The 18173-nt window shown below is 52.9% G+C and carries 19 protein-coding genes and 3 tRNA genes; 6 read left to right on the top strand and 16 right to left on the bottom strand.

Translation table 11 applies throughout. From position 1 onward, the window contains the following. The 3 genes from araG to HMPREF1144_RS04700 all read right to left on the bottom strand — a co-directional run bounded on the left by araG (position 1) and on the right by HMPREF1144_RS04700 (position 3403). Positions 1-1515 carry an L-arabinose ABC transporter ATP-binding protein AraG gene (gene araG / locus HMPREF1144_RS04710; RefSeq protein ID WP_009652032.1) on the bottom strand — a complete coding sequence of 505 codons (1515 nt, stop codon included), beginning with the start codon at positions 1513-1515 and terminating at the stop codon, positions 1-3. A 61-nt stretch (positions 1516-1576) separates the two neighbouring features. Continuing rightward, complete coding sequence (locus HMPREF1144_RS04705) at positions 1577-2557, bottom strand: arabinose ABC transporter substrate-binding protein (protein ID WP_004852174.1); 981 nt, start codon at positions 2555-2557, stop codon at positions 1577-1579. A 288-nt stretch (positions 2558-2845) separates the two neighbouring features. After that, positions 2846-3403, bottom strand: a complete 558-nt coding sequence (locus HMPREF1144_RS04700; RefSeq protein ID WP_009652004.1) for a DJ-1/PfpI family protein — start codon at positions 3401-3403, stop codon at positions 2846-2848. A 500-nt stretch (positions 3404-3903) separates the two neighbouring features. Here HMPREF1144_RS04700 and HMPREF1144_RS04695 point away from each other — a divergent pair, with 500 nt between their 5' ends. Together HMPREF1144_RS04695 and HMPREF1144_RS04690 are read left to right on the top strand one after the other, a co-directional pair. Further along, positions 3904-4407: a non-heme ferritin-like protein gene (locus HMPREF1144_RS04695; RefSeq protein ID WP_009652044.1), complete on the top strand. Its 504-nt coding sequence runs from the start codon at positions 3904-3906 to the stop codon at positions 4405-4407. Positions 4408-4732: 325 nt separating this feature from the next. After that, positions 4733-6244, top strand: a complete 1512-nt coding sequence (locus tag HMPREF1144_RS04690; RefSeq protein ID WP_042927043.1) for an MFS transporter — start codon at positions 4733-4735, stop codon at positions 6242-6244. 46 nt (positions 6245-6290) lie between these two features. Here the strand turns inward: HMPREF1144_RS04690 and HMPREF1144_RS04685 are convergent, their stop codons facing one another. Both HMPREF1144_RS04685 and azuC read right to left on the bottom strand, forming a co-directional pair. After that, the gene (locus HMPREF1144_RS04685; protein ID WP_004103438.1) at positions 6291-6542 is read right to left on the bottom strand and encodes a DUF2766 family protein; all 252 of its coding nucleotides are present in this window, start codon (positions 6540-6542) and stop codon (positions 6291-6293) included. 79 nt (positions 6543-6621) lie between these two features. Continuing rightward, complete coding sequence (gene azuC, locus HMPREF1144_RS32565; RefSeq protein ID WP_014229869.1) at positions 6622-6705, bottom strand: stress response protein AzuC; 84 nt, start codon at positions 6703-6705, stop codon at positions 6622-6624. A gap of 206 nt (positions 6706-6911) precedes the next feature. On the opposite strand from azuC, the gene HMPREF1144_RS04680 reads away from it, so the two are divergent. Beyond that, positions 6912-8333: an MFS transporter gene (locus tag HMPREF1144_RS04680; RefSeq protein WP_009652053.1), complete on the top strand. Its 1422-nt coding sequence runs from the start codon at positions 6912-6914 to the stop codon at positions 8331-8333. 52 nt (positions 8334-8385) lie between these two features. Here the strand turns inward: HMPREF1144_RS04680 and HMPREF1144_RS04675 are convergent, their stop codons facing one another. Continuing rightward, on the bottom strand, positions 8386-9024 hold the full coding sequence (locus HMPREF1144_RS04675; RefSeq protein WP_004122087.1) for an RpiB/LacA/LacB family sugar-phosphate isomerase: 639 nt from the start codon (positions 9022-9024) through the stop codon (positions 8386-8388). A 422-nt stretch (positions 9025-9446) separates the two neighbouring features. Between HMPREF1144_RS04675 and ftnA the strand changes: the two genes are divergently transcribed. Beyond that, positions 9447-9944: a non-heme ferritin gene (ftnA, locus tag HMPREF1144_RS04670; RefSeq protein ID WP_004852185.1), complete on the top strand. Its 498-nt coding sequence runs from the start codon at positions 9447-9449 to the stop codon at positions 9942-9944. A gap of 42 nt (positions 9945-9986) precedes the next feature. Here the strand turns inward: ftnA and HMPREF1144_RS04665 are convergent, their stop codons facing one another. After that, positions 9987-10226: a YecH family metal-binding protein gene (locus HMPREF1144_RS04665; protein WP_042927065.1), complete on the bottom strand. Its 240-nt coding sequence runs from the start codon at positions 10224-10226 to the stop codon at positions 9987-9989. 193 nt (positions 10227-10419) lie between these two features. Here HMPREF1144_RS04665 and tyrP point away from each other — a divergent pair, with 193 nt between their 5' ends. Further along, complete coding sequence (gene tyrP / locus HMPREF1144_RS04660) at positions 10420-11631, top strand: tyrosine transporter TyrP (RefSeq protein ID WP_009651979.1); 1212 nt, start codon at positions 10420-10422, stop codon at positions 11629-11631. A 30-nt stretch (positions 11632-11661) separates the two neighbouring features. On the opposite strand, the gene HMPREF1144_RS04655 is transcribed toward tyrP, so the two are convergent. The 8 genes from HMPREF1144_RS04655 to uvrY form a co-directional block, all read right to left on the bottom strand. Next, positions 11662-12330: a YecA family protein gene (locus HMPREF1144_RS04655; protein WP_042927040.1), complete on the bottom strand. Its 669-nt coding sequence runs from the start codon at positions 12328-12330 to the stop codon at positions 11662-11664. A 66-nt stretch (positions 12331-12396) separates the two neighbouring features. Continuing rightward, entirely contained in the window at positions 12397-13284 is an 888-nt protein-coding gene (locus HMPREF1144_RS04650; RefSeq protein WP_004852193.1) for a dihydrodipicolinate synthase family protein, read from the bottom strand. 196 nt (positions 13285-13480) lie between these two features. Next, positions 13481-13567: transfer RNA gene (locus tag HMPREF1144_RS04645), tRNA-Leu, on the bottom strand. A gap of 13 nt (positions 13568-13580) precedes the next feature. Continuing rightward, positions 13581-13654 (bottom strand) — tRNA-Cys (locus HMPREF1144_RS04640). A 38-nt stretch (positions 13655-13692) separates the two neighbouring features. Continuing rightward, positions 13693-13768, bottom strand: a tRNA-Gly gene (locus HMPREF1144_RS04635). A 151-nt stretch (positions 13769-13919) separates the two neighbouring features. Further along, on the bottom strand, positions 13920-14468 hold the full coding sequence (gene pgsA, locus HMPREF1144_RS04630) for a CDP-diacylglycerol--glycerol-3-phosphate 3-phosphatidyltransferase (RefSeq protein ID WP_004122100.1): 549 nt from the start codon (positions 14466-14468) through the stop codon (positions 13920-13922). Between the two features lie 57 nt (positions 14469-14525). Continuing rightward, complete coding sequence (uvrC, locus tag HMPREF1144_RS04625) at positions 14526-16358, bottom strand: excinuclease ABC subunit UvrC (RefSeq protein WP_004852196.1); 1833 nt, start codon at positions 16356-16358, stop codon at positions 14526-14528. Next, positions 16355-17011, bottom strand: coding sequence for a UvrY/SirA/GacA family response regulator transcription factor (gene uvrY, locus HMPREF1144_RS04620; RefSeq protein WP_004122102.1), 657 nt, complete (start codon positions 17009-17011; stop codon positions 16355-16357). Before uvrY ends, uvrC begins: the two co-directional genes overlap by 4 nt. A gap of 462 nt (positions 17012-17473) precedes the next feature. On the opposite strand from uvrY, the gene HMPREF1144_RS04615 reads away from it, so the two are divergent. Further along, positions 17474-17698, top strand: a complete 225-nt coding sequence (locus HMPREF1144_RS04615) for a DUF2594 family protein (protein WP_004852198.1) — start codon at positions 17474-17476, stop codon at positions 17696-17698. Positions 17699-17765: 67 nt separating this feature from the next. Here HMPREF1144_RS04615 and sdiA read toward each other — a convergent pair. Continuing rightward, positions 17766-18173 (bottom strand): transcriptional regulator SdiA (gene sdiA, locus HMPREF1144_RS04610; RefSeq protein WP_009652028.1); only part of this gene is annotated, 408 nt, incomplete at its 5' end.

Here is an 18173-nt window from a genome sequence, read left to right as displayed (position 1 = left end):
TCAGGCGACCGCCTGGCTCACTTTTGGCATGGCAAGGCTCAATGCCTGCTGTTCATTCGCATGTTCATGCAGCAGCTCTCCGGCGATCTCACCCTCGCGCATAACCACGATGCGATCGGCGACGCCGAGAACTTCCGGTAAATCGCTGGAGGCAAAGACCACCGCGACGCCCGATGCCGCTAATGCGTAGATAACGTTGTAGATTTCATGTTTAGCGCCCACGTCAATACCGCGCGTTGGCTCGTCAAGCAGGATGACTTTCATCTCTTCCGACAGCCAGCGGCCGAGGATCGCCTTCTGCTGGTTGCCGCCGGAGAGGTTCATAATCAGCTGCTCGGCGCCGGGCGTTTTGATATTCAGCGATTTGATATGCTGGTCGGCGTTCTGCGCTTCCCAGGCGTTGTTGATAACGCAGCCGGCGAGAATATGCTTGCGGCGAGCGCTGATATTGATGTTGTCGCGCACCGAGTGGACCGGAATAATCCCTTCCGCTTTGCGGTCTTCCGGGCAGAGCATCATCCCGGCCTGAATCGCCTGGGCCGGCTTGCGAATATCAATGGCCTCCCCGTCGATATAAACCTGGCCGCCGGTTATTCTGCTGCCGCCGAATAAGCCTTTCATGAGCTCGCTGCGCCCGGCGCCAACCAGCCCAAACAGACCGACGATTTCTCCACTGCGCACCGAAAGGCTGATGGGCTGCCGCACGCCAGGCGCCTTCACCTGATCAAGACGCAAACGCTCTTTGCCATATTCACGCGGCTGCCAGCCGTAGATATCGCCCAGCTCGCGCCCCACCATCGCCTGTACCAGCGCGTCGTGGTTAACCTCTTGCATATTGTCGAAGGTGCGCACGTAGCGACCATCTTTGAACACCGTAATCGCGTCGCTTAACGCGAAGATCTCTTCCATACGGTGGGAAACGTAAATAATGACCCGTCCTTCCTGACGCAGCTCGCGGATAACCCGAAACAGGTTTTCGATTTCCCGCGCAGACAGGGAGCTGGTCGGCTCATCAAAGGCGATAATTTTTGCGTTACGCGCCAGCGCCTTGGCGATCTCCACCATCTGCCACTGGCCGATAGAGAGATACTTGAGCGGCGTTTCCGGATTGATATCCAGCCCCAGATGCTTCAGCTGCAGGCCGGCTTCATAATTCAGCAGCGACCGATTCACAATCCCGCCTTTATGCGGCAGTTGGCCGAGGTAGATATTTTCCGCCACGGTCATTTCCGGGATAAGATGCAGCTCCTGATAGATAATGGCCACCCCGGCGTTCAGCGCCTCGGTGGTGTGGGTAAACGTCATCTGCTGGCCGCGGATTTGCAGGCTGCCGGCGGTCGGTATGTAGTTGCCGCTGAGAATTTTCAGCAGCGTGGATTTCCCGGCGCCGTTTTCTCCCATCAGGGCGTGCACCTGTCCGGCATAGCAGCCAAAGCTAATATCGGACAGCGCTTTAACGCCCGGGAATGTCATGGTGATGCCGTGGAATGAGAGATAAGGGGTAGACTGTTGCATAACGACTCCGCTTTTCTGTACAGAGCCTCTCACGCAAGGCAAGAGGCCCGGTCAACTGGCCTTACAGCCCTTTTTTCGCCAGCTCTTCTTTAAAGTTGTCGCGGGTAATCAGCACCACGTCGGTTACCGCGGTGAATTTCGGCGGTTCAACGTCTTTTGTCACCCAGTTGTAAAGCATTTCGCTGGTTTTATAGCCGTGAATATCCGGACTTGGCAGCAAAGAGCCATAGAAACCTGTGGCCTGCGCTTTAGAAAGTTCGTTCACCGCATCGACGCCATTGATACCGATACCGATAACGTCAGGCGCTTTAAAGCCCTGGCCTTCGGTGGCGCGCACGCCGCCCAGCACGGTGTTGTCGTTCATGCCGACGATCAGCCAGTGCTTAACATTAGGATGTTGAACCAGCATGGAGTTACCGGCGTCAAACGCGCCGGGGATGTCGTTAGATTTGGTTGGCACGCGATAGATTTGTTGCTCCGGGAAACCAGCGGCTTTCAGAGCGTCCATTGAGCCGGTAGTGCGGCGGCGGGCGGTATCCAGCTCGTCGGAAGTAATGGCCATAACCGCGGTATCCTTCACGTCCCAACCGCGTTTCTGCATCTCTTTATAGAGCTCCTGCCCCTGGCGCGCGCCGATTTCGCTGGCCGCCATCATCACCAGCGGTACGCTGTCCATCGGTTTGCCTTTGGCGTTGACGAACTGGTCATCGACGGTAATTACTTTCATATCATAGCCGCGCGCTTTGGCGACAATAGCCGCCCCGAGTTTCGGGTCCGGGGTGCAAATGACGAAGCCCTTGGCTCCGCTGGCAGCCAGGCTATCAATCGCGTTAAGGGTTTTTTCGCCGTCGGGAACAGCGATTTTAATCACATCGAAACCTAAATCTTTACCGGCCTTATCGGCAAATTTCCACTCGGTTTGAAACCATGGCTCTTCAGGCTGTTTCACCAGAAAACCCAGCTTAAGCGTCTCAGCCATAGCTGATTGTGACATAACCGCGGCAAGACCGATTGCCGCCAGCGCTTTAGTAAATTTGTGCATGGTAAACTCCAGCTTTAATTCGCTTTTATGTAGGGAATAATAAGTCTTAAATTTTTAATCGGACGAAAAACAAGGCATTAGAAAAATCTCAACGCTAAGTGCCGTTGTTTAAATAGTATTAACCGGAAATTATTTCTCCATACGAGAGCCCAATCACATCGCGGAATTACAGTAATTGCGTGCATATAAACAGCGAAAAATGACATAAAAAAAGCGCTAATTGTCAGACAATTAGCGCAGGCCGTAGCAATATTCTCTATATCATCAGCAGAGTTATCCCTGTAGAGATTACCAGCGACAATAAATGTGCTCCGCATGATTGCGAACGGGCGCCTCATCCCCCAATAAACGGGCGGCTACGGTAAACGAAAAGTCAAAAACGTGTCCCAGGCCTTTACCGCTAATCAAATTACCGTCCTCCACTACCGCCTGGTCCACGTACTCTCCGTCCATAACGTGCTGCCATAACTCTCCCGAACAGACGTAGCGTCGCCCCTTGAGCAGCCCGTTGCCGCCGAGCACTCTCGCCGCCGCCGAACAGATCGGACAGATCAGCTTTCCCGCGGTATCGTGGGCCGAAATAAACGCCACGACGTCCCGGCTGGCGGCAAGACTGACGCTTCCCTGCGGGCCGCCGGGCAGAATCACCGCGTCGTACAGTATCCCGGCGCGCTCTGTTAGCGTGCTGTCCGCCACCATGGGGATATCGTGATAGCTCACCACCGCGCGCGAATTGGCGCAGGAGAGCAGTTCGACATCAAGGTGTAAGCGACGAAGAATATCAATCACCACAATCGCTTCACCTTCCTCAAAACCCGATGCCAGCAGCACCGCAACTTTTTTCATTTCCGACTCCTTCAGATAGCCTGTTAGCAATAATGTGTTTACAAAAACAGCATCTTTTTAAATTAACCTCATCATTTTCTTACTCGCAGGCTACCACAAAATAGAATTATTAATCATTATTTTTAAAACCCTATTTCAACAAAATCATTAAAACTACTATCAATTAATGAGGAGTATAAATAAAAACATTTAAAATCATAAAATTAAACTTATTTACGCTCGTTAATCATCAGCTTTTATTCTTACAAAAGCCCCGCTTTTCAAGATAAATACGGATGTTGTAACGAAATGTAAATATCACTCATTGAGAGTTTTCTCAATTCAAATATAGCGCTATTCTATATTTGTTGAGATAAGAAATTTAATGGAAACGGCTGTACAGAAATCCTGAATACTATTAATCAGGACTCTCTCTGTGCATCGTAATTTCTAAGGCGACCCTGATGTAGATGCGTCAAGATATGACGCCCGCCCCCTCCAAAGTGAATAAGGATATTTGTATGGTCGTACCAGGAATGGTTCAAAAGCTGAATAACCAGATGAATCTTGAGTTCTATACCTCAAATTTGTATCTGCATTTGAGCGACTGGTGTACTCAGCAACGGTTGAACGGTACCGCCACTTTTCTCCGTAACCGAGCGCAAGCCAGTATCACGCAGATGATGCGGGTCTTTGATTTTATGAAAAAATCAGGCGCCTGGCCCGTTGTGAAAGCGGAAGGAACCTACGGCACTGAATGTTCGTCCCTGGAAGATCTCTTTAGCAAAACCGTCGAAGATTATCAGCAGCGCAGCACGATACTTTCCAGCCTGGCGGAAGAGGCGAAGGCGCAAAGCGATGAATCAACCCTGCGTTTTCTGACGCTGCTTGCTGAAGAGCAGGATCAGGATGGCATGCTGCTGGAGACCATTCTTGAAGAAATCCGTCATGCGAAAAATGCCGGAACCAGCGTACAACAAACCGATAGCCACCTGCTGGATCTGGTCAGTCAACAGCGCGTATAACGCCATGCCGACGGATGCTCGCCGGCGATAAATCATCAGAACTCGCCTGTTCGGGCCAGCGCTCTCTTTAATCACAGGTTCCCTGTCCCCCTTCTTTTTCGGCGCTTTGGCGCCTTTTTTTATTCCAGAAAAGCATTAAAAACTTTTAACCAGATCTCATTCCTGTTCCGCCGGAGGAATTAGCAGGGTATTGGTGATCTGGATCACATTTAAAGCTACGGGTTGAGAATATAAAAACACTGTTTCAAAAACTTAAAACACGGAGTTTACTTTAATGGCAAGATATACGGCTTCAGCCCCACAGGGGCTGCAGGGAAGACCGATTTTGTTACGCCATCAGTTAGCCTACGGCGGCGGGAATTTACTGGGAAGCGGCGCACTGGCGATCAGCGGCGCATGGCTGCTCTATTTTTATACAACCTTCTGTGGGCTGACGCTGATCGAAGCCTCCTTTATTTTTTCCGTCGCCAGCATTATCGACGCGATTAGTAACCCGCTGATGGGCTATCTCACCGATAACTTTGGCAAAACGCGGCTGGGTAAACGCTTTGGTCGTCGCCGTTTCTTTTTGTTGATTGGCATTCCGCTGATGATGTTCTACCCGCTGCTGTGGGTAGAAGGCCTCGGCTTTTGGTACTACCTGTGCACCTACGTCGTCTTTGAAATCATTTATACCTCGATTATGGTCCCCTATGAAACATTGGCGACCGAAATGACCGACGATTTCTCACTGCGTTCGAAGCTTACCGGTTATAAAGCGATTTTCGGCAAACTGGCCAACTTTCTCGCGGCTTTTATCCCCGGACAGTTCATCCTGCTTTATGGTAAAGAATCCGCCACCCCGTTTTTTCTCACCGGGCTGACCTACGGCGTCATTCTTGTCGTGGCCATCTCCTGCCTGTGGTACTGCAGCTGGGAGCGTCCCCGCGAAGAGGAGATAAGCAAGGGAGAGAAAAAGGGACTGTTTAATACTCTGCTCATGCTGGCGAAAGATATGCGATCAACGTTTTACCTGCGCGTATTCCGCAAACACCTGGGCATGTATCTCTGCGGCTTCGGCGCCGAGTGGCTTTTTGCCTCGATCTTCACCTACTTTGTTATATTCGTGCTACAGCACGATCCGGCGATGGTGGCCGGGCTTAACAGTCTGAACTCCATCCTGCAGCTGGTATCAACGGCCCTGTTTATCGGCCTGTGCGTGAAGAAAGGCTTCAGTAAGCCGTATATTCTGGCGCTGAGCGTGGTTATCTTTGCCGTGCTGCTCTACACCTCGCTGTGGTTCTTCCACCTGCCTTCAAGCCTGGCCACCATCCTGATGTTTGGCATCACGGTGCTGTTCGGTCTCGGCACCGGCGGCGTCTACTACATTCCCTGGACCGTTTACACCTTTTTGGCGGATGTCGATGAAATCTATACCGGCCGTCGCCGCGAAGGGATCTATGCGGGAGCCATGACCTTCTCCGGTAAAATTTTGCGCTCGATTATCGTCTTTTCCATGGGGGCGATCCTCAGCTTCTACGGCTTTCAGTCGAAAGCGCATACGCAGCCAGAGAGCGCGGTCACCGCGATTGCGGTGGTGTTTTGTGCGGGCGTGATTCTGCTGGCGCTGGCAGCTATTGTGTTCAGTAAGCAGATGAAACTCGATCGCAAGGCGCATCTGGTAGTGCTGCAGGAAGTCGCGCGTATTAAAGCAGGCGGTAAGATCGCCGATATCGCACCGGACGTTCGCCTTGTCGTTGAAGATTTAGTCGGCCACCGGTACGAAGAGTGCTGGGGCAACAGCAGGCTGTTTAAAGATACGCGGGAAGGCGCCGTTCAAACCGCCGTCTCCCACTAACAGGTGATAACGCCCCGCTATCATAATGATGGCGGGGCTGACGCCGCTAGTGCGCTTCTTCCTGCGGGGTGAATTTCAGTTCAATCAGCGCGATGGCCTTTTGTACCGCCCGCAGGGTCACCGGGTCAGCCGATGCCGGGTGGCTGGCAAAATCGATGGCTTTCAGCTGGGTGGTCATTTTTTCGCGCACCTCGACGGGGGCGATGATATCAATGACGTCGAGGATCTGTTTGATAACTAACTGGCAGGCAACCACGTCAGAGACCAGCTCGTCGTGCTCGGTAAGATGTTGAGACATTTTTCACTCCTTTTTTCAGGAGCGTAATAGTACCCTAAATCCCGGGATATAAAAAAACCTGCCGCAGCAGGTTTTTTTATCAGAACATAGCGCCAGGCGGTACGTCTTTGAAGGTTTTGCAGTAGTTTTCGAACATGCTCTTCAGGATTTTGCGCAGTTTCATGGTTGACTCCATTTTTGTTATGCAGGTGTTAATGCCCTGATGGTTATAATATGACTTGCATCACAAAAATCAATCTAAACGTGCGCTAAATCACCTATTTTTACAAAAATAATTTAATTTTTAAACAAAATGAGCGGAACCGGACAGTGAAGAGCCGAACGCTTCGGACCCATCTGCGCTCTCTTTGCTATGGCAGCGACACAATAATGAGTACAAACACCTCTTTCAGGGACGACCGTTCTTTTTCAGCACCTGCGCTGCTGGTGGCTGGCGCCTTTTTTATGGAGTTTCTCGACGGCACGGTGATAGCCACCGCCCTGCCCGACATGGCGAAAGATTTTGGCGTGACGGCGGTCGACCTCAATATCGGGATTAGCGCTTATCTTATTACCCTTGCGGTTCTGATACCGGCCAGCGGCTGGATCGCCGATCGTTTTGGCGCGCGGAAAATCTTTACTCTGGCGCTGGCGATTTTTACCCTGGCTTCGGTGTTTTGCGGGCTGTCGACCAACGTCGATGTGTTCGTCGCGATGCGTATTCTGCAAGGGATAGGCGGCGCGCTGATGGTGCCCGTTGGCCGGCTGGCGGTACTGCGTACCACACCGAAGCACCAGTTGATTAAGGCGATTGCCACCCTGACCTGGCCGGCGCTGGTCGCGCCCATTATTGGCCCACCGCTGGGCGGATTTATCACCCGCTACGCCAGCTGGCACTGGATCTTCTTTATTAACGTGCCGCTCGGGCTTATCGCTATCGCCCTGTCGCTGCGTATCATTCCGAATATTCGCGAAGATGAGCAGCGTCCCTTCGACCTTTCCGGCTTTGTTGCCACCTCGGTGGCGATGGTTAGCCTGGTTGCCGCCATGGAGCTTCTCGGCGAGCGCCAGCCTCTGGGCTGGCAGACGCTGGCGCTGCTGGCGTTGGGCCTGGGCTGTATGCTCTTCGCGCTGCGGCACTTCCGCCGCACCAGGTGGCCGATGGTGCGCCTTGATGCGCTCAAGATCCCCACCTTCCGGGTCACCATGTACGGCGGTTCCCTGTTCCGCGCCTCCATTAGCGCCGTGCCGTTTCTGCTACCGCTGCTTTTCCAGGTCGGATTTGGTATGGACCCCTTCCACTCGGGGCTGCTGGTGCTGGCCGTGTTCGTCGGCAACTTAACCATCAAGCCCCTCACAACGCCGCTGATCCGCTGGCTGGGCTTTCGCCGCCTGCTGCTGATTAACGGCGCATTAAACGTTTTTTCGCTGCTGGCCTGCGCTTTTTTAACGCCGCAAACGCCGGTTTGGCTGATCTTTGTGATTCTCTATCTCGGCGGGGTCTTCCGTTCTGTACAGTTTACCGGCATCAGCACGCTCGCGTTTGCCGATGTGCCTTCCGCGCAAATGAGCTACGCCAATACCCTGTTCAGCACCGCGTCACAGCTGGCCGTGGGGCTGGGCATCACGCTCGGCGCGATAGGTATTCGTCTTGGGGAAACGTTCAGCGAATGGTTTACGCTTTCTCACCTGCCGGGCATCAGCTTCCGCCTGTCGTTTATTTTTATCGCGCTGATTTGCCTGGTCGGCATGATTGATAGCCTGCATCTGGCCAAGGAGGCGGGTAGCAGCGTATCGAACAAAAAGAAGTAGACAAATAAAAGGCCAGCAGCGCTGGCCTTTAGCATCTCATCATGACGGGATATTAACCGACGATCTGGCGTACAAACGCTTCGATCTCTTTATCCTGGCAGTTCTCAAAGAAGCACTGCTGGAAACGAGGGCCAGAAACGGCGGTTTTCACCAGCTCCGGATCGATGGCGCGCAGCGTATCCAGGTAGTTCTCCTTAACAACCGCAGCTTTCACCGTGTTCAGGATCCCGGCGTTACGTACCTGAGGCTCTTTACGCTCCGGCGGATAGCCTTCACCATTACGGCCGGTGAAGGCTTTTTCAAAGATAAAGCGGACGTTCAGCTCTGCGCCCCAGCCAAACCCTTTCGCAAACGGCAGAGAAAGCGCGTTACCGTTGTTAATCTGCGCAAACAGGAAGGCATCCGCAGGATCGATGCAGTAGCCGCAAACCACGCCCGGGTGAATATTCAGCGACATCAGCGCGCCCTGCCCGGTACCGCAGCCGGTCACCACAAAGTCCACCGCTTTCGAATTCAGCAGGATGCTGGCCATGATCCCCAGATGAATATAGGTCAGGTGATGATCGTTTTCATCGCTCATACCGACGTTGTAAACCGGGAAACCTTTCTCGTCTGCAACGGCGTTTAACTCATTGAGGATGATGGCGTTTTTGTTCGCCTGGCTGTTTTCCATCATCAGTGCGATTTTCATGCTTTACTCTCCTGAATGCTCTGCGGGCACTCCCGCGATAGTTCGTTAGCGTTGCTATGAACAATACTACCTTACGAACATACTTTCAAATTTTATGAAAAGTTGTTTTATAAATTGCATCTCGCCTCACACTTTTGACTTCCGCCGCCGGCTGATACGACATCCCCCCGCCTTACCCGCGTCGAGCTAATCCCGTCGCGGCCGCCGGGCGGGTCTATTTTCGCCGCAAAATTTGGCTCAACGTTTTTTCGCATGGAATATTAAATTAAAACCATTCTCATTATTTTTAAATCGCCAATGCGTGTTATTCCCATTTGCATTATTAATAAATGATTTTATTAATTTACTTTTTGCAAATAAATTAATAACAAATTATAGTGAGCGCACAATAATCCTTAATTCTATTATCCCGGAGCAGCCTGATGCTAAAAACTGAAATGATCGACAAGCTGAATGCGCAGATGAATCTCGAACTTTATTCCTCTCTGCTTTATCAGCAAATGAGCGCCTGGTGCAGCTACCACAGTTTTGAAGGCGCCGCCGCGTTTCTGCGTCGCCACGCGCAGGAAGAAATGACTCATATGCAGCGCCTGTTTGACTATCTGACCGATACCGGCAGCCTGCCCTGCATCACTGCTATCGCCTCGCCCTTTGCCGAATATGCGTCCCTGGATGAGCTATTTCGCGTTACCTACGAACATGAACAGCTGATTACCCAGAAAATTAACGAACTGGCCCATGCCGCAATGACCAGCCAGGATTATCCGACATTTAATTTCCTGCAGTGGTACGTTGCTGAGCAACACGAAGAAGAGAAACTGTTTAAATCCGTTATTGATAAATTGACCCTTGCCGGTAAAAGCGGTGAAGGCCTGTACTTTATCGATAAAGAGCTGGCAACGCTCGATACACAAAATTAATAATTACGGCAGCGACGCCCGGCGTTCGCTGCCGTATGAGTATTAATGGCGGCAAATTTTACTTTCGTGCGTATTGAATCCTTCCTCAGCGGCAATAAACTTGCCTTTTTTCTGCAAAAACGCCACCAGCTCCGCCGCGCTCAGATTTTCCGACGAGCAGGTATGGAATCGAACCTCTTTCCCAAAACGGTCGATAATCGCCGCTTCCAGTGTAGCAACAGTGTAAGACTCGCCTGATGAAATCATCATTTGCAGCACTTCGTGACCATGTATCGATGGCATAACCCCTCCCGTAAAGGCCGAAGAATAAACCAGCCAGAGCGGCGGATTCTTGCGCCAGCGCAGCTTTCGCCCAACCCCTGGCATCGTAAAGTTATCATTACACTCCCTGTAACCCTCATTTGACGAACTCACTGATTTCACATACTCTGCGCGGCATAATTAATTGTGTATTCCGTGATGGATAGAGAAAAGCGTGAAGAACCGCACTCTGGGTAGTATTTTAATCGTTGCCGGCACAACAATCGGCGCAGGGATGTTAGCGATGCCGCTGGCCTCGGCGGGCGTGGGTTTCGGCGTAACGTTTGGTTTGCTGATAACGCTGTGGGCGCTGATGTGTTATACCGCTTTGCTGCTGCTGGAAGTGTATCAGCACGTGCCGGCTGATATGGGACTGGGGTCGCTGGCCGCGCGCTATCTCGGCCGCTACGGGCAGTGGGCTACCGGGTTTTGCATGCTGTTTCTGCTGTACGCTCTCACCGCCGCCTATATTAGCGGCGCCGGCGAGCTGCTGGCCTCCAGCCTCAACCAGTGGCTGGACTGGCGACTGCCTCCTGCGGCAGGCGTCCTGATTTTTACCGGGATCGGCGGGACGGTAGTGTGTATCGGAACCTCGCTGGTCGATCTTTTTAACCGCTTTCTGTTCAGCGCAAAAATTATCTTTCTCGCCATTATGCTGGCTCTGCTGCTGCCGCATATTCACCAGGTAAATTTACTGACGCTGCCGCTACAGCAGGGACTGGCTCTGTCAGCGATTCCGGTGATTTTTACTTCCTTTGGTTTTCACGGCAGCATACCCAGTATTGTGAGCTATCTGGGCGGGGATATTCGCAAGCTGCGCCGGGTATTTGTCATCGGGAGCTTTATTCCGCTGGTCGCCTATATTTTCTGGCAGCTGGCGACGCTCGGCAGCATTGACTCTCCCATTTTTACCGCGCTGCTGGCAAAAAATGCCGGGCTTAATGGCCTGCTGGAAGCTATCCGCGAAGTGGTTGCCTCTGCGCACGTTGAACTGGCGGTACATTTGTTTGCCGATCTGGCGCTGGCGACGTCGTTCCTCGGCGTGGCGCTTGGATTATTCGACTATCTGGCCGATCTGTTTCAACGCCAGAACAGCGCCGGTGGACGGATACAGAGCGGCCTGATTACCTTTTTGCCCCCGCTGGCGTTCGCGCTATTTTATCCGCGTGGCTTCGTGATGGCGTTAGGCTATGCGGGCGTCGCGCTGGCCGTGCTGGCGCTCATGCTGCCTGCGCTGCTGGTCATGAAGAGCCGCAAACAGCATCCTGATGCAGCATGGCGGGTTGCGGGAGGCTCAGCGGCGCTGTGGCTCGTCCTGCTCTGCGGGATCGGCATCGTCGCGATCCAGTTTGCGATTGTCGCAGGCTTGCTGCCCGCGGTAGGGTAAAAAGAAGGGGGCCATATGGGCCCCCTTCTTTTATTTGGCTAAACAGCACTGCTTATATTTCTTGCCGCTGCCGCACGGGCAAGGATCGTTGCGCCCCACCTTCGCCTCATTCCGGATGGGCTGCTGAACTTCCGCCGGTTGCGCGTGCTCAGTCCAGTAGTTATAAAGCGCCAGGGCGGCAGGACGAATTCGCTCAACGCTGGCGACAAACTCTTCCGCGGATAATTCATCAAGCGCCTCGAATCGCTCCTCGGTACCGTGCAGGGCAATCACATCCAACTCAGGCTGCAGCGAAGCCGGCAGCGCGGACCAGTCGCTCAATCCCACTCCGCGCATATAGCCGAAGCACCACTCTTCAACAATCGTAAGCTCCTGCCCTTCCTCTTCCCGGCTGCCAAACATCGGCTCGAACTGTTCGGGATAATCGCTTAAACGCTCGGCAATGTCGCTCATTTGCTGCAGCGTCAGGTTCACAAAACGATCCCGCTCGCGATCGTTGGCCCAGCGCGGCACGTTATCCGCTCCGCCCCAGATAGCAAGCAGCCACTGCGCGGGTTCAATCTCCGTCGGCCCGGAGAGAATGGCCGTCAGCAGCCCATCAAGCTCGGCAACGTCCATGATGGTGCCTTCTACCGCGTATTTCGACAGGATATCATCCAGCCATTCAACTTCGCTTTCGTTCAGGGGTCCAGTTTTCATAAACAGGCTCATCGTCGTAAAAAATGGCGCTTACAGTAGCGGAAATAGCGAGAGAAAACCACCCGGCTACTCAAGGTTCAGGCTGCGCAGCGTCTCAGCAATCTCACGAAAGGCATCCGGCGAAAGCGGTAGCAGGGGACGCGGCAAACAATCCTCACCGCACAGACCGAGGATCGTCGCCGCTGCGGCAGTGACCCGCAGGCTTCCGCCATACTTCCTGTAGAGCGTCCACAGCGGCTCCAGCCTGGCGCTTATTGCCTCCGCCCGCTGAGCCTCCCCCCGCGTCGCGGCCGCCGCCAGCTCTTTGGCTACGTGCGGAAACAGGCCGCCGCATACCGAATACCAGACTTCGCAGCCGGCGTTCAGGCCATCGGCCGCGCAGGCGTCTCCGCTAATCCCGATCGTCACCTCAGCCGGTAGCTGCCGTCGCAGGCTCTGAACGCGCCGTGCGACGTCATTTTTAGCGGGGCCCGGTATTTTAATTGAGGCGATTCCCGGCAGCGCAGCGATCGCGCCTTTAAGCGTATCCGAGGTCGTCACATGCGTGGTAACGGGGTTATCGTAAACGCAGACGGGCACGGAGACTTCGCGGGTGACGGTCTGGTAAAAAGCCAAAATCTCCTCTTCCGTCAGGGGCTGATAGGCGATTGCCGGCAGGAGCAGCGCGTTAGCGCCAGCCCGCTGCGCATCCTCTGCCAGACGAAGGACCCGATCGGTCCCCAACGCCCCGATCCCTGCCATAAGCGGCACCGCTCCGGCATGCGATTTGGCCTGTCGGATAACCTGCATTCTCTGCTCACGGCTGAGCCAGGCATAGCTTCCAGTGGAGCCGAGCACACCGAGAGCATCGACGGCAGATTCGGCGAGGCGAGTGACAATCCGGGCAAAAGCCGTTTCATCAACGCTATGCTGATGTAACGGAGTCAGAGGAAAAGCGCAGAGGCCAGTAAACATTTTATCCCCACTTATTGAGATAATGATAGATTGCCGACACAGAGTAACAACAGAAGCGGGATTTGTCCTATGACAAAAATGAATGAGGTGGGGCTAAGGTTCAAAAGCGAAGTTATGGAAATACAAAAACAAAAAAACCACCCGTAGGTGGTTTCACGACACTGCTTATTGCTTTGATTATTCTGCTTTATCCCAATGGTACCCGGAGCGGGACTTGAACCCGCACAGCGCGAACGCCGAGGGATTTTAAATCCCTTGTGTCTACCGATTCCACCATCCGGGCTCGGGATAGAAATTGGAGGCGCGTTCCGGAGTCGAACCGGACTAGACGGATTTGCAATCCGCTACATAACCGCTTTGCTAACGCGCCTTAATGCCTGAACACCCGCTGATGCCGATGTTTTAAACTGGAGCGGGAAACGAGACTCGAACTCGCGACCCCGACCTTGGCAAGGTCGTGCTCTACCAACTGAGCTATTCCCGCATCATCAAGCTAATTTGCTAATTACTTGATTTTGTTATCGTCTGTCAGACAGTGCTGCCGTTCGATGCGTTGCATTCTACTTACCTGGCGCAATGAGTCAACGATATTTTTTAAAACCTTGTGTTGTTTGCTGAAAATTGCGCCGAAACGATCACTGATCAAGCAAATCGCCGCGTGCCGCGTTCAAATACTGCAGCATGGACCACAGCGTCAGCACCGCCGCCACAAGGAACAGACCAATCCCCGCCCATTCAACCCAGATATTTGGGCGCCACAGCATCCACACCAGCGCGGCCATTTGCGCCGTAGTTTTGACTTTGCCTATCCATGATACCGCCACGCTGCTGCGCTTGCCCAGTTCGGCCATCCACTCGCGCAGCGCGGAGATAATAATTTCACGCGCGATCATGGTGGCGGCCGGTAACGTCACCCACCAGGTATGGTAATGCTCGGCAACCAGTACCATCGCAATAGCCACCATGACTTTATCCGCGACCGGATCGAGGAAAGCGCCGAAACGCGTGCTCTGATTCCAGCGACGCGCCAGATAACCATCAAACCAGTCGGTCACCGCTGCGACAAAGAAAATTAGCGCACAGGCAAAAGGGGCCCAGGTAAACGGCAGATAAAATGCCAGTACAAAGAACGGGATAAGAATGACGCGAAACAGAGTAAGCAACGTAGGGATATTAAATTGCATAGTAACGGGTAACTATCTGTTGTAAGTAAAAATTAGCCCTATGTTGCTACAGAGCCCCTAATGTTTCAACGAGTAGAAGATCTTTTCTGCCAGACCGTGAGATATACCCGGTACCTGCGCAATTTCTTCGACGCTGGCTTTCTGCAACCCCTGCAGACCGCCCATATATTTCAGCAGCATCTGCCGGCGTTTGGGTCCGACTCCCTCAATGGTTTCCAGCGTGCTGGTGCTTTTTACTTTTGCCCGTTTCTTACGGTGGCCGGTAATGGCGTGATCGTGCGACTCGTCGCGAATATGCTGAATCACATGCAGCGCGGGGGAGTCCGGCGGCAGACTAAAGCCCTCGCCTTCCGGTTCAAAGAATAGCGTCTCCAGGCCCGCTTTACGATCGCTGCCTTTTGCCACGCCCAATAACAGAGGATGACTTTTATCCCACGGCACGTCCAGCTCGGCAAAAACCGTCTTCGCCTGCCCAAGCTGGCCTTTACCGCCGTCGATCAGGATAACATCGGGAATTTTACTCTCTTCTATTGCCTTACCGTAGCGACGACGCAGGACCTGATTCATCGCCGCATAATCATCTCCCGGCGTGATGCCGGTAATATTGTAACGGCGATACTCTGCGCGCAGCGGTCCGTTGCTATCAAAAACCACGCACGACGCCACCGTCTGTTCGCCCATCGTATGGCTGATGTCAAAGCATTCCATCCGATTGACGGCCGGAAGCTTGAGTAATGTCGCCAGCGCCCGCAAACGTTGCGTAATCGTTGAATGCTGGGAAAGCTTCGTGGTCAGCGCCGTCGCGGCGTTCGTGCGCGCCAGCTTCAGGTAACGGGCGCGATCGCCGCGGGGTTTGGTCTGTACGTTAACCCGGCGCCCGGCCAGCTCTGAGAGCGAATCCGCCAGCAGGGTTTTGTCGCCCAGGTTAAAATCCAGCAGGATCTCGCCCGGCAGCGTCCGCATCTGGCTGCCCTGCAAATAGAACTGCCCGACAAAGGTTTCCACCACTTCACCGAGTTCGGTGCCATTCGGCACTTTAGGGAAATAGCTACGGCTGCCAAGGACTTTACCCTGGCGGATAAACAGCACGTGGACGCACGCCATGCCGGCATCAAACGAGACGCCGATAACATCCAGATCGTCACCGGTATTGGAGACGAACTGTTTCTCCGTTACCCGACGTACGGCCTGAATCTGGTCGCGGATCCGCGCTGCCTCTTCAAATTCCAGCGCCTGGCTGGCCTTTTCCATGCGGGCAATCAGCTGAGTCAGTACCTGATCGTCTTTGCCCGCCAGAAACAGGCGCACGTAGTCGACCTGCTGGGCATACTCTTCCTCGCTCACCAGTCCGGCGACGCACGGCCCCAGACAGCGGCCAATTTGATACTGCAGGCAAGGCCGCGAACGGTTGCGATAGACGCTGTTCTCACACTGGCGGATAGGGAAGATTTTTTGCAGCAACGCTAACGTCTCGCGAACCGCGTAACCGTTGGGGAACGGCCCAAAATATTCGCCTTTCGCATGCTTCGCCCCACGATGCGTCGCCAGCCGAGGATGCGTATCGCCGCTAAGGAAAATAAAGGGATAGGATTTATCATCACGCAGCAGCACGTTGTAACGCGGCTGGTATAGTTTGATGTAGTTATGCTCAAGCAGCAGCGCTTCCGTTTCGGTGTGGGTCACAGTAACGTCAATCTGGGCGATAAGCGCCACCAGCGCTTCGGTTTTACGCGAAGCCAGGTTGCTGCGAAAATAGCTGCTCAGCCGCTTTTTCAGGTCTTTCGCTTTACCTACATAGATGACAGTACCGCCAGCGTCATACATACGATAGACGCCCGGCTGGCTGGTTACTGTTTTCAGGAAAGCTTTTGCATCAAAAACATCACTCACTGACTTGCTAACGACTCCGCATTGCACAGGCCATGGCGAATTGCCAGGTGCGTCAGCTCCACGTCGCCATGTATGTTCAGTTTACTGAACATACGATAGCGGTAGCTGTTCACGGTCTTGGGACTCAGATTCAACTGCTCTGAGATCTCGTTGACCTTCTGACCTTTAGTAATCATTAGCATAATCTGCAATTCTCGCTCAGACAAACTGGCAAACGGCGACTCCGCCTTCTCCGGTTCAATCTGGCTTAGCGCCATCTGCTGGGCGATATCAGAGGCGATATAGCGCTGACCCGATGCCACGCAGCGAATCGCATTCACGACCTCCTGCGGCGCGGCGCCTTTACTGAGGTAGCCAGCAGCACCGGCCTGCATGACTTTCGCCGGCAGCGGGTTCTCCGTGTGCACGGTCAGCATAATCACTTTGGCATCAGCAACGGAACGGGCAATTTTTCGTGTAGCCTCAAGGCCGCCGATACCCGGCATGTTCATATCCATCAGGACTACATCAACGGGATTCGCGCGGCACCATTTCACGGCATCCTCACCGCAGCAGGCCTCGCCGGCAACTTTAATCCCTTTTATATCTTCCAGAATGCGTCGTATCCCTGCGCGCACCAGTTCGTGGTCATCAACAAGAAGGACGTTGATCAAAGGAATATTCTCCAGAATTAGGGATAACGCTACTGATAGCTTATCTCCCACATATTACCGGGTTTTAAGCTAACTTCAAAAGCCAAAAAATGTTCTGGGAGAGATTTCTTGCGCAATTATGGAAATTTGTCTGCACACCCGCTGGAAAGCCATACATAACATAGAGTTGTACAACCGTTATTTTTTAACATTCATCATACAGATTACGTAAAAACACAACACATTGCGTAGGTGAGAAATACCTGCCTGAATATGTAACAATTATTAACACGCAAAGGGCGCGTTGAAAAAATTAACACGCTTAGATCTCATGAATACGTATTATTCAGTCAATTAAATCATTCACCATTCCGATGAAAGAACAGAAATCAAGCACTCCTTTTTTTTGCTTTGCTTGTGGTATACTGCGCCGCCTTCACTTTTAGTCATGCGCAATTGCGCAGAAAGCAATCGAGGATATAGATGAGTACTCCAGATTTTTCCACTGCGGAAAATAACCAAGAACTGGCACAGGAAGTTACGTGTCTGAAAGCAATGATAACGCTGATGCTGCAGGCCATGGGTCAGGCTGATGCAGGCCGCGTGATTATTAAAATGGAAAAACAAATCGCGCAGATGGAAGATGAGGCTCAGGCTGCCGTATTCTCCAGCACCGTCAAGCAAATTAAGCAGGCATATCGTCAGTAATCAATTACCGGCTGAAGGTATTACTAACAGCCGGTCTTACGTCTGGCACGCAGAACAACACATGAGATCAAATTAAGCCCGTCGCTACGGCATAGCAGGCGATTTGGGTTTTGTTTGGCGCGTTGAATTTTCGCTGCATATTTTTCTGGTGGAAATTGACGGTATTTTCTGAGATAGAGAGAATCATTGCCACCTCAGCCGAAGTTTTCCCTTCCGCCGTCCATTTCAAAATCTCCAGTTCTCGTCGACTAAATTTCATTTCCGGCGGCATAACCATCTCGTCCTCCAGGCGCAAAAGCGTCAGCAGGCTCAATTCGGTTAGCGTTCTTAAGCGCATCTCCAGCTCATCTTCTGCAAAGGGTCCCTGGCAATGGCTGGTTCCTGAAACGGATAAGAATCCCTGAGCATGGTTCGGCAGCGTCAGGCACTGCGTGACGCCCTTACGTAATCCATGCTCGCGCGCGCCGTCCCATAA

The sequence above is a fragment of the Klebsiella sp. OBRC7 genome (genome assembly GCF_000293135.1).
In the GTDB taxonomy this organism is placed as follows: Bacteria; Pseudomonadota; Gammaproteobacteria; order Enterobacterales; family Enterobacteriaceae; genus Klebsiella; species Klebsiella michiganensis.
Note: the sequence above shows the minus strand (reverse complement) of the source record. Positions and strands in the feature narration are given on the sequence as shown.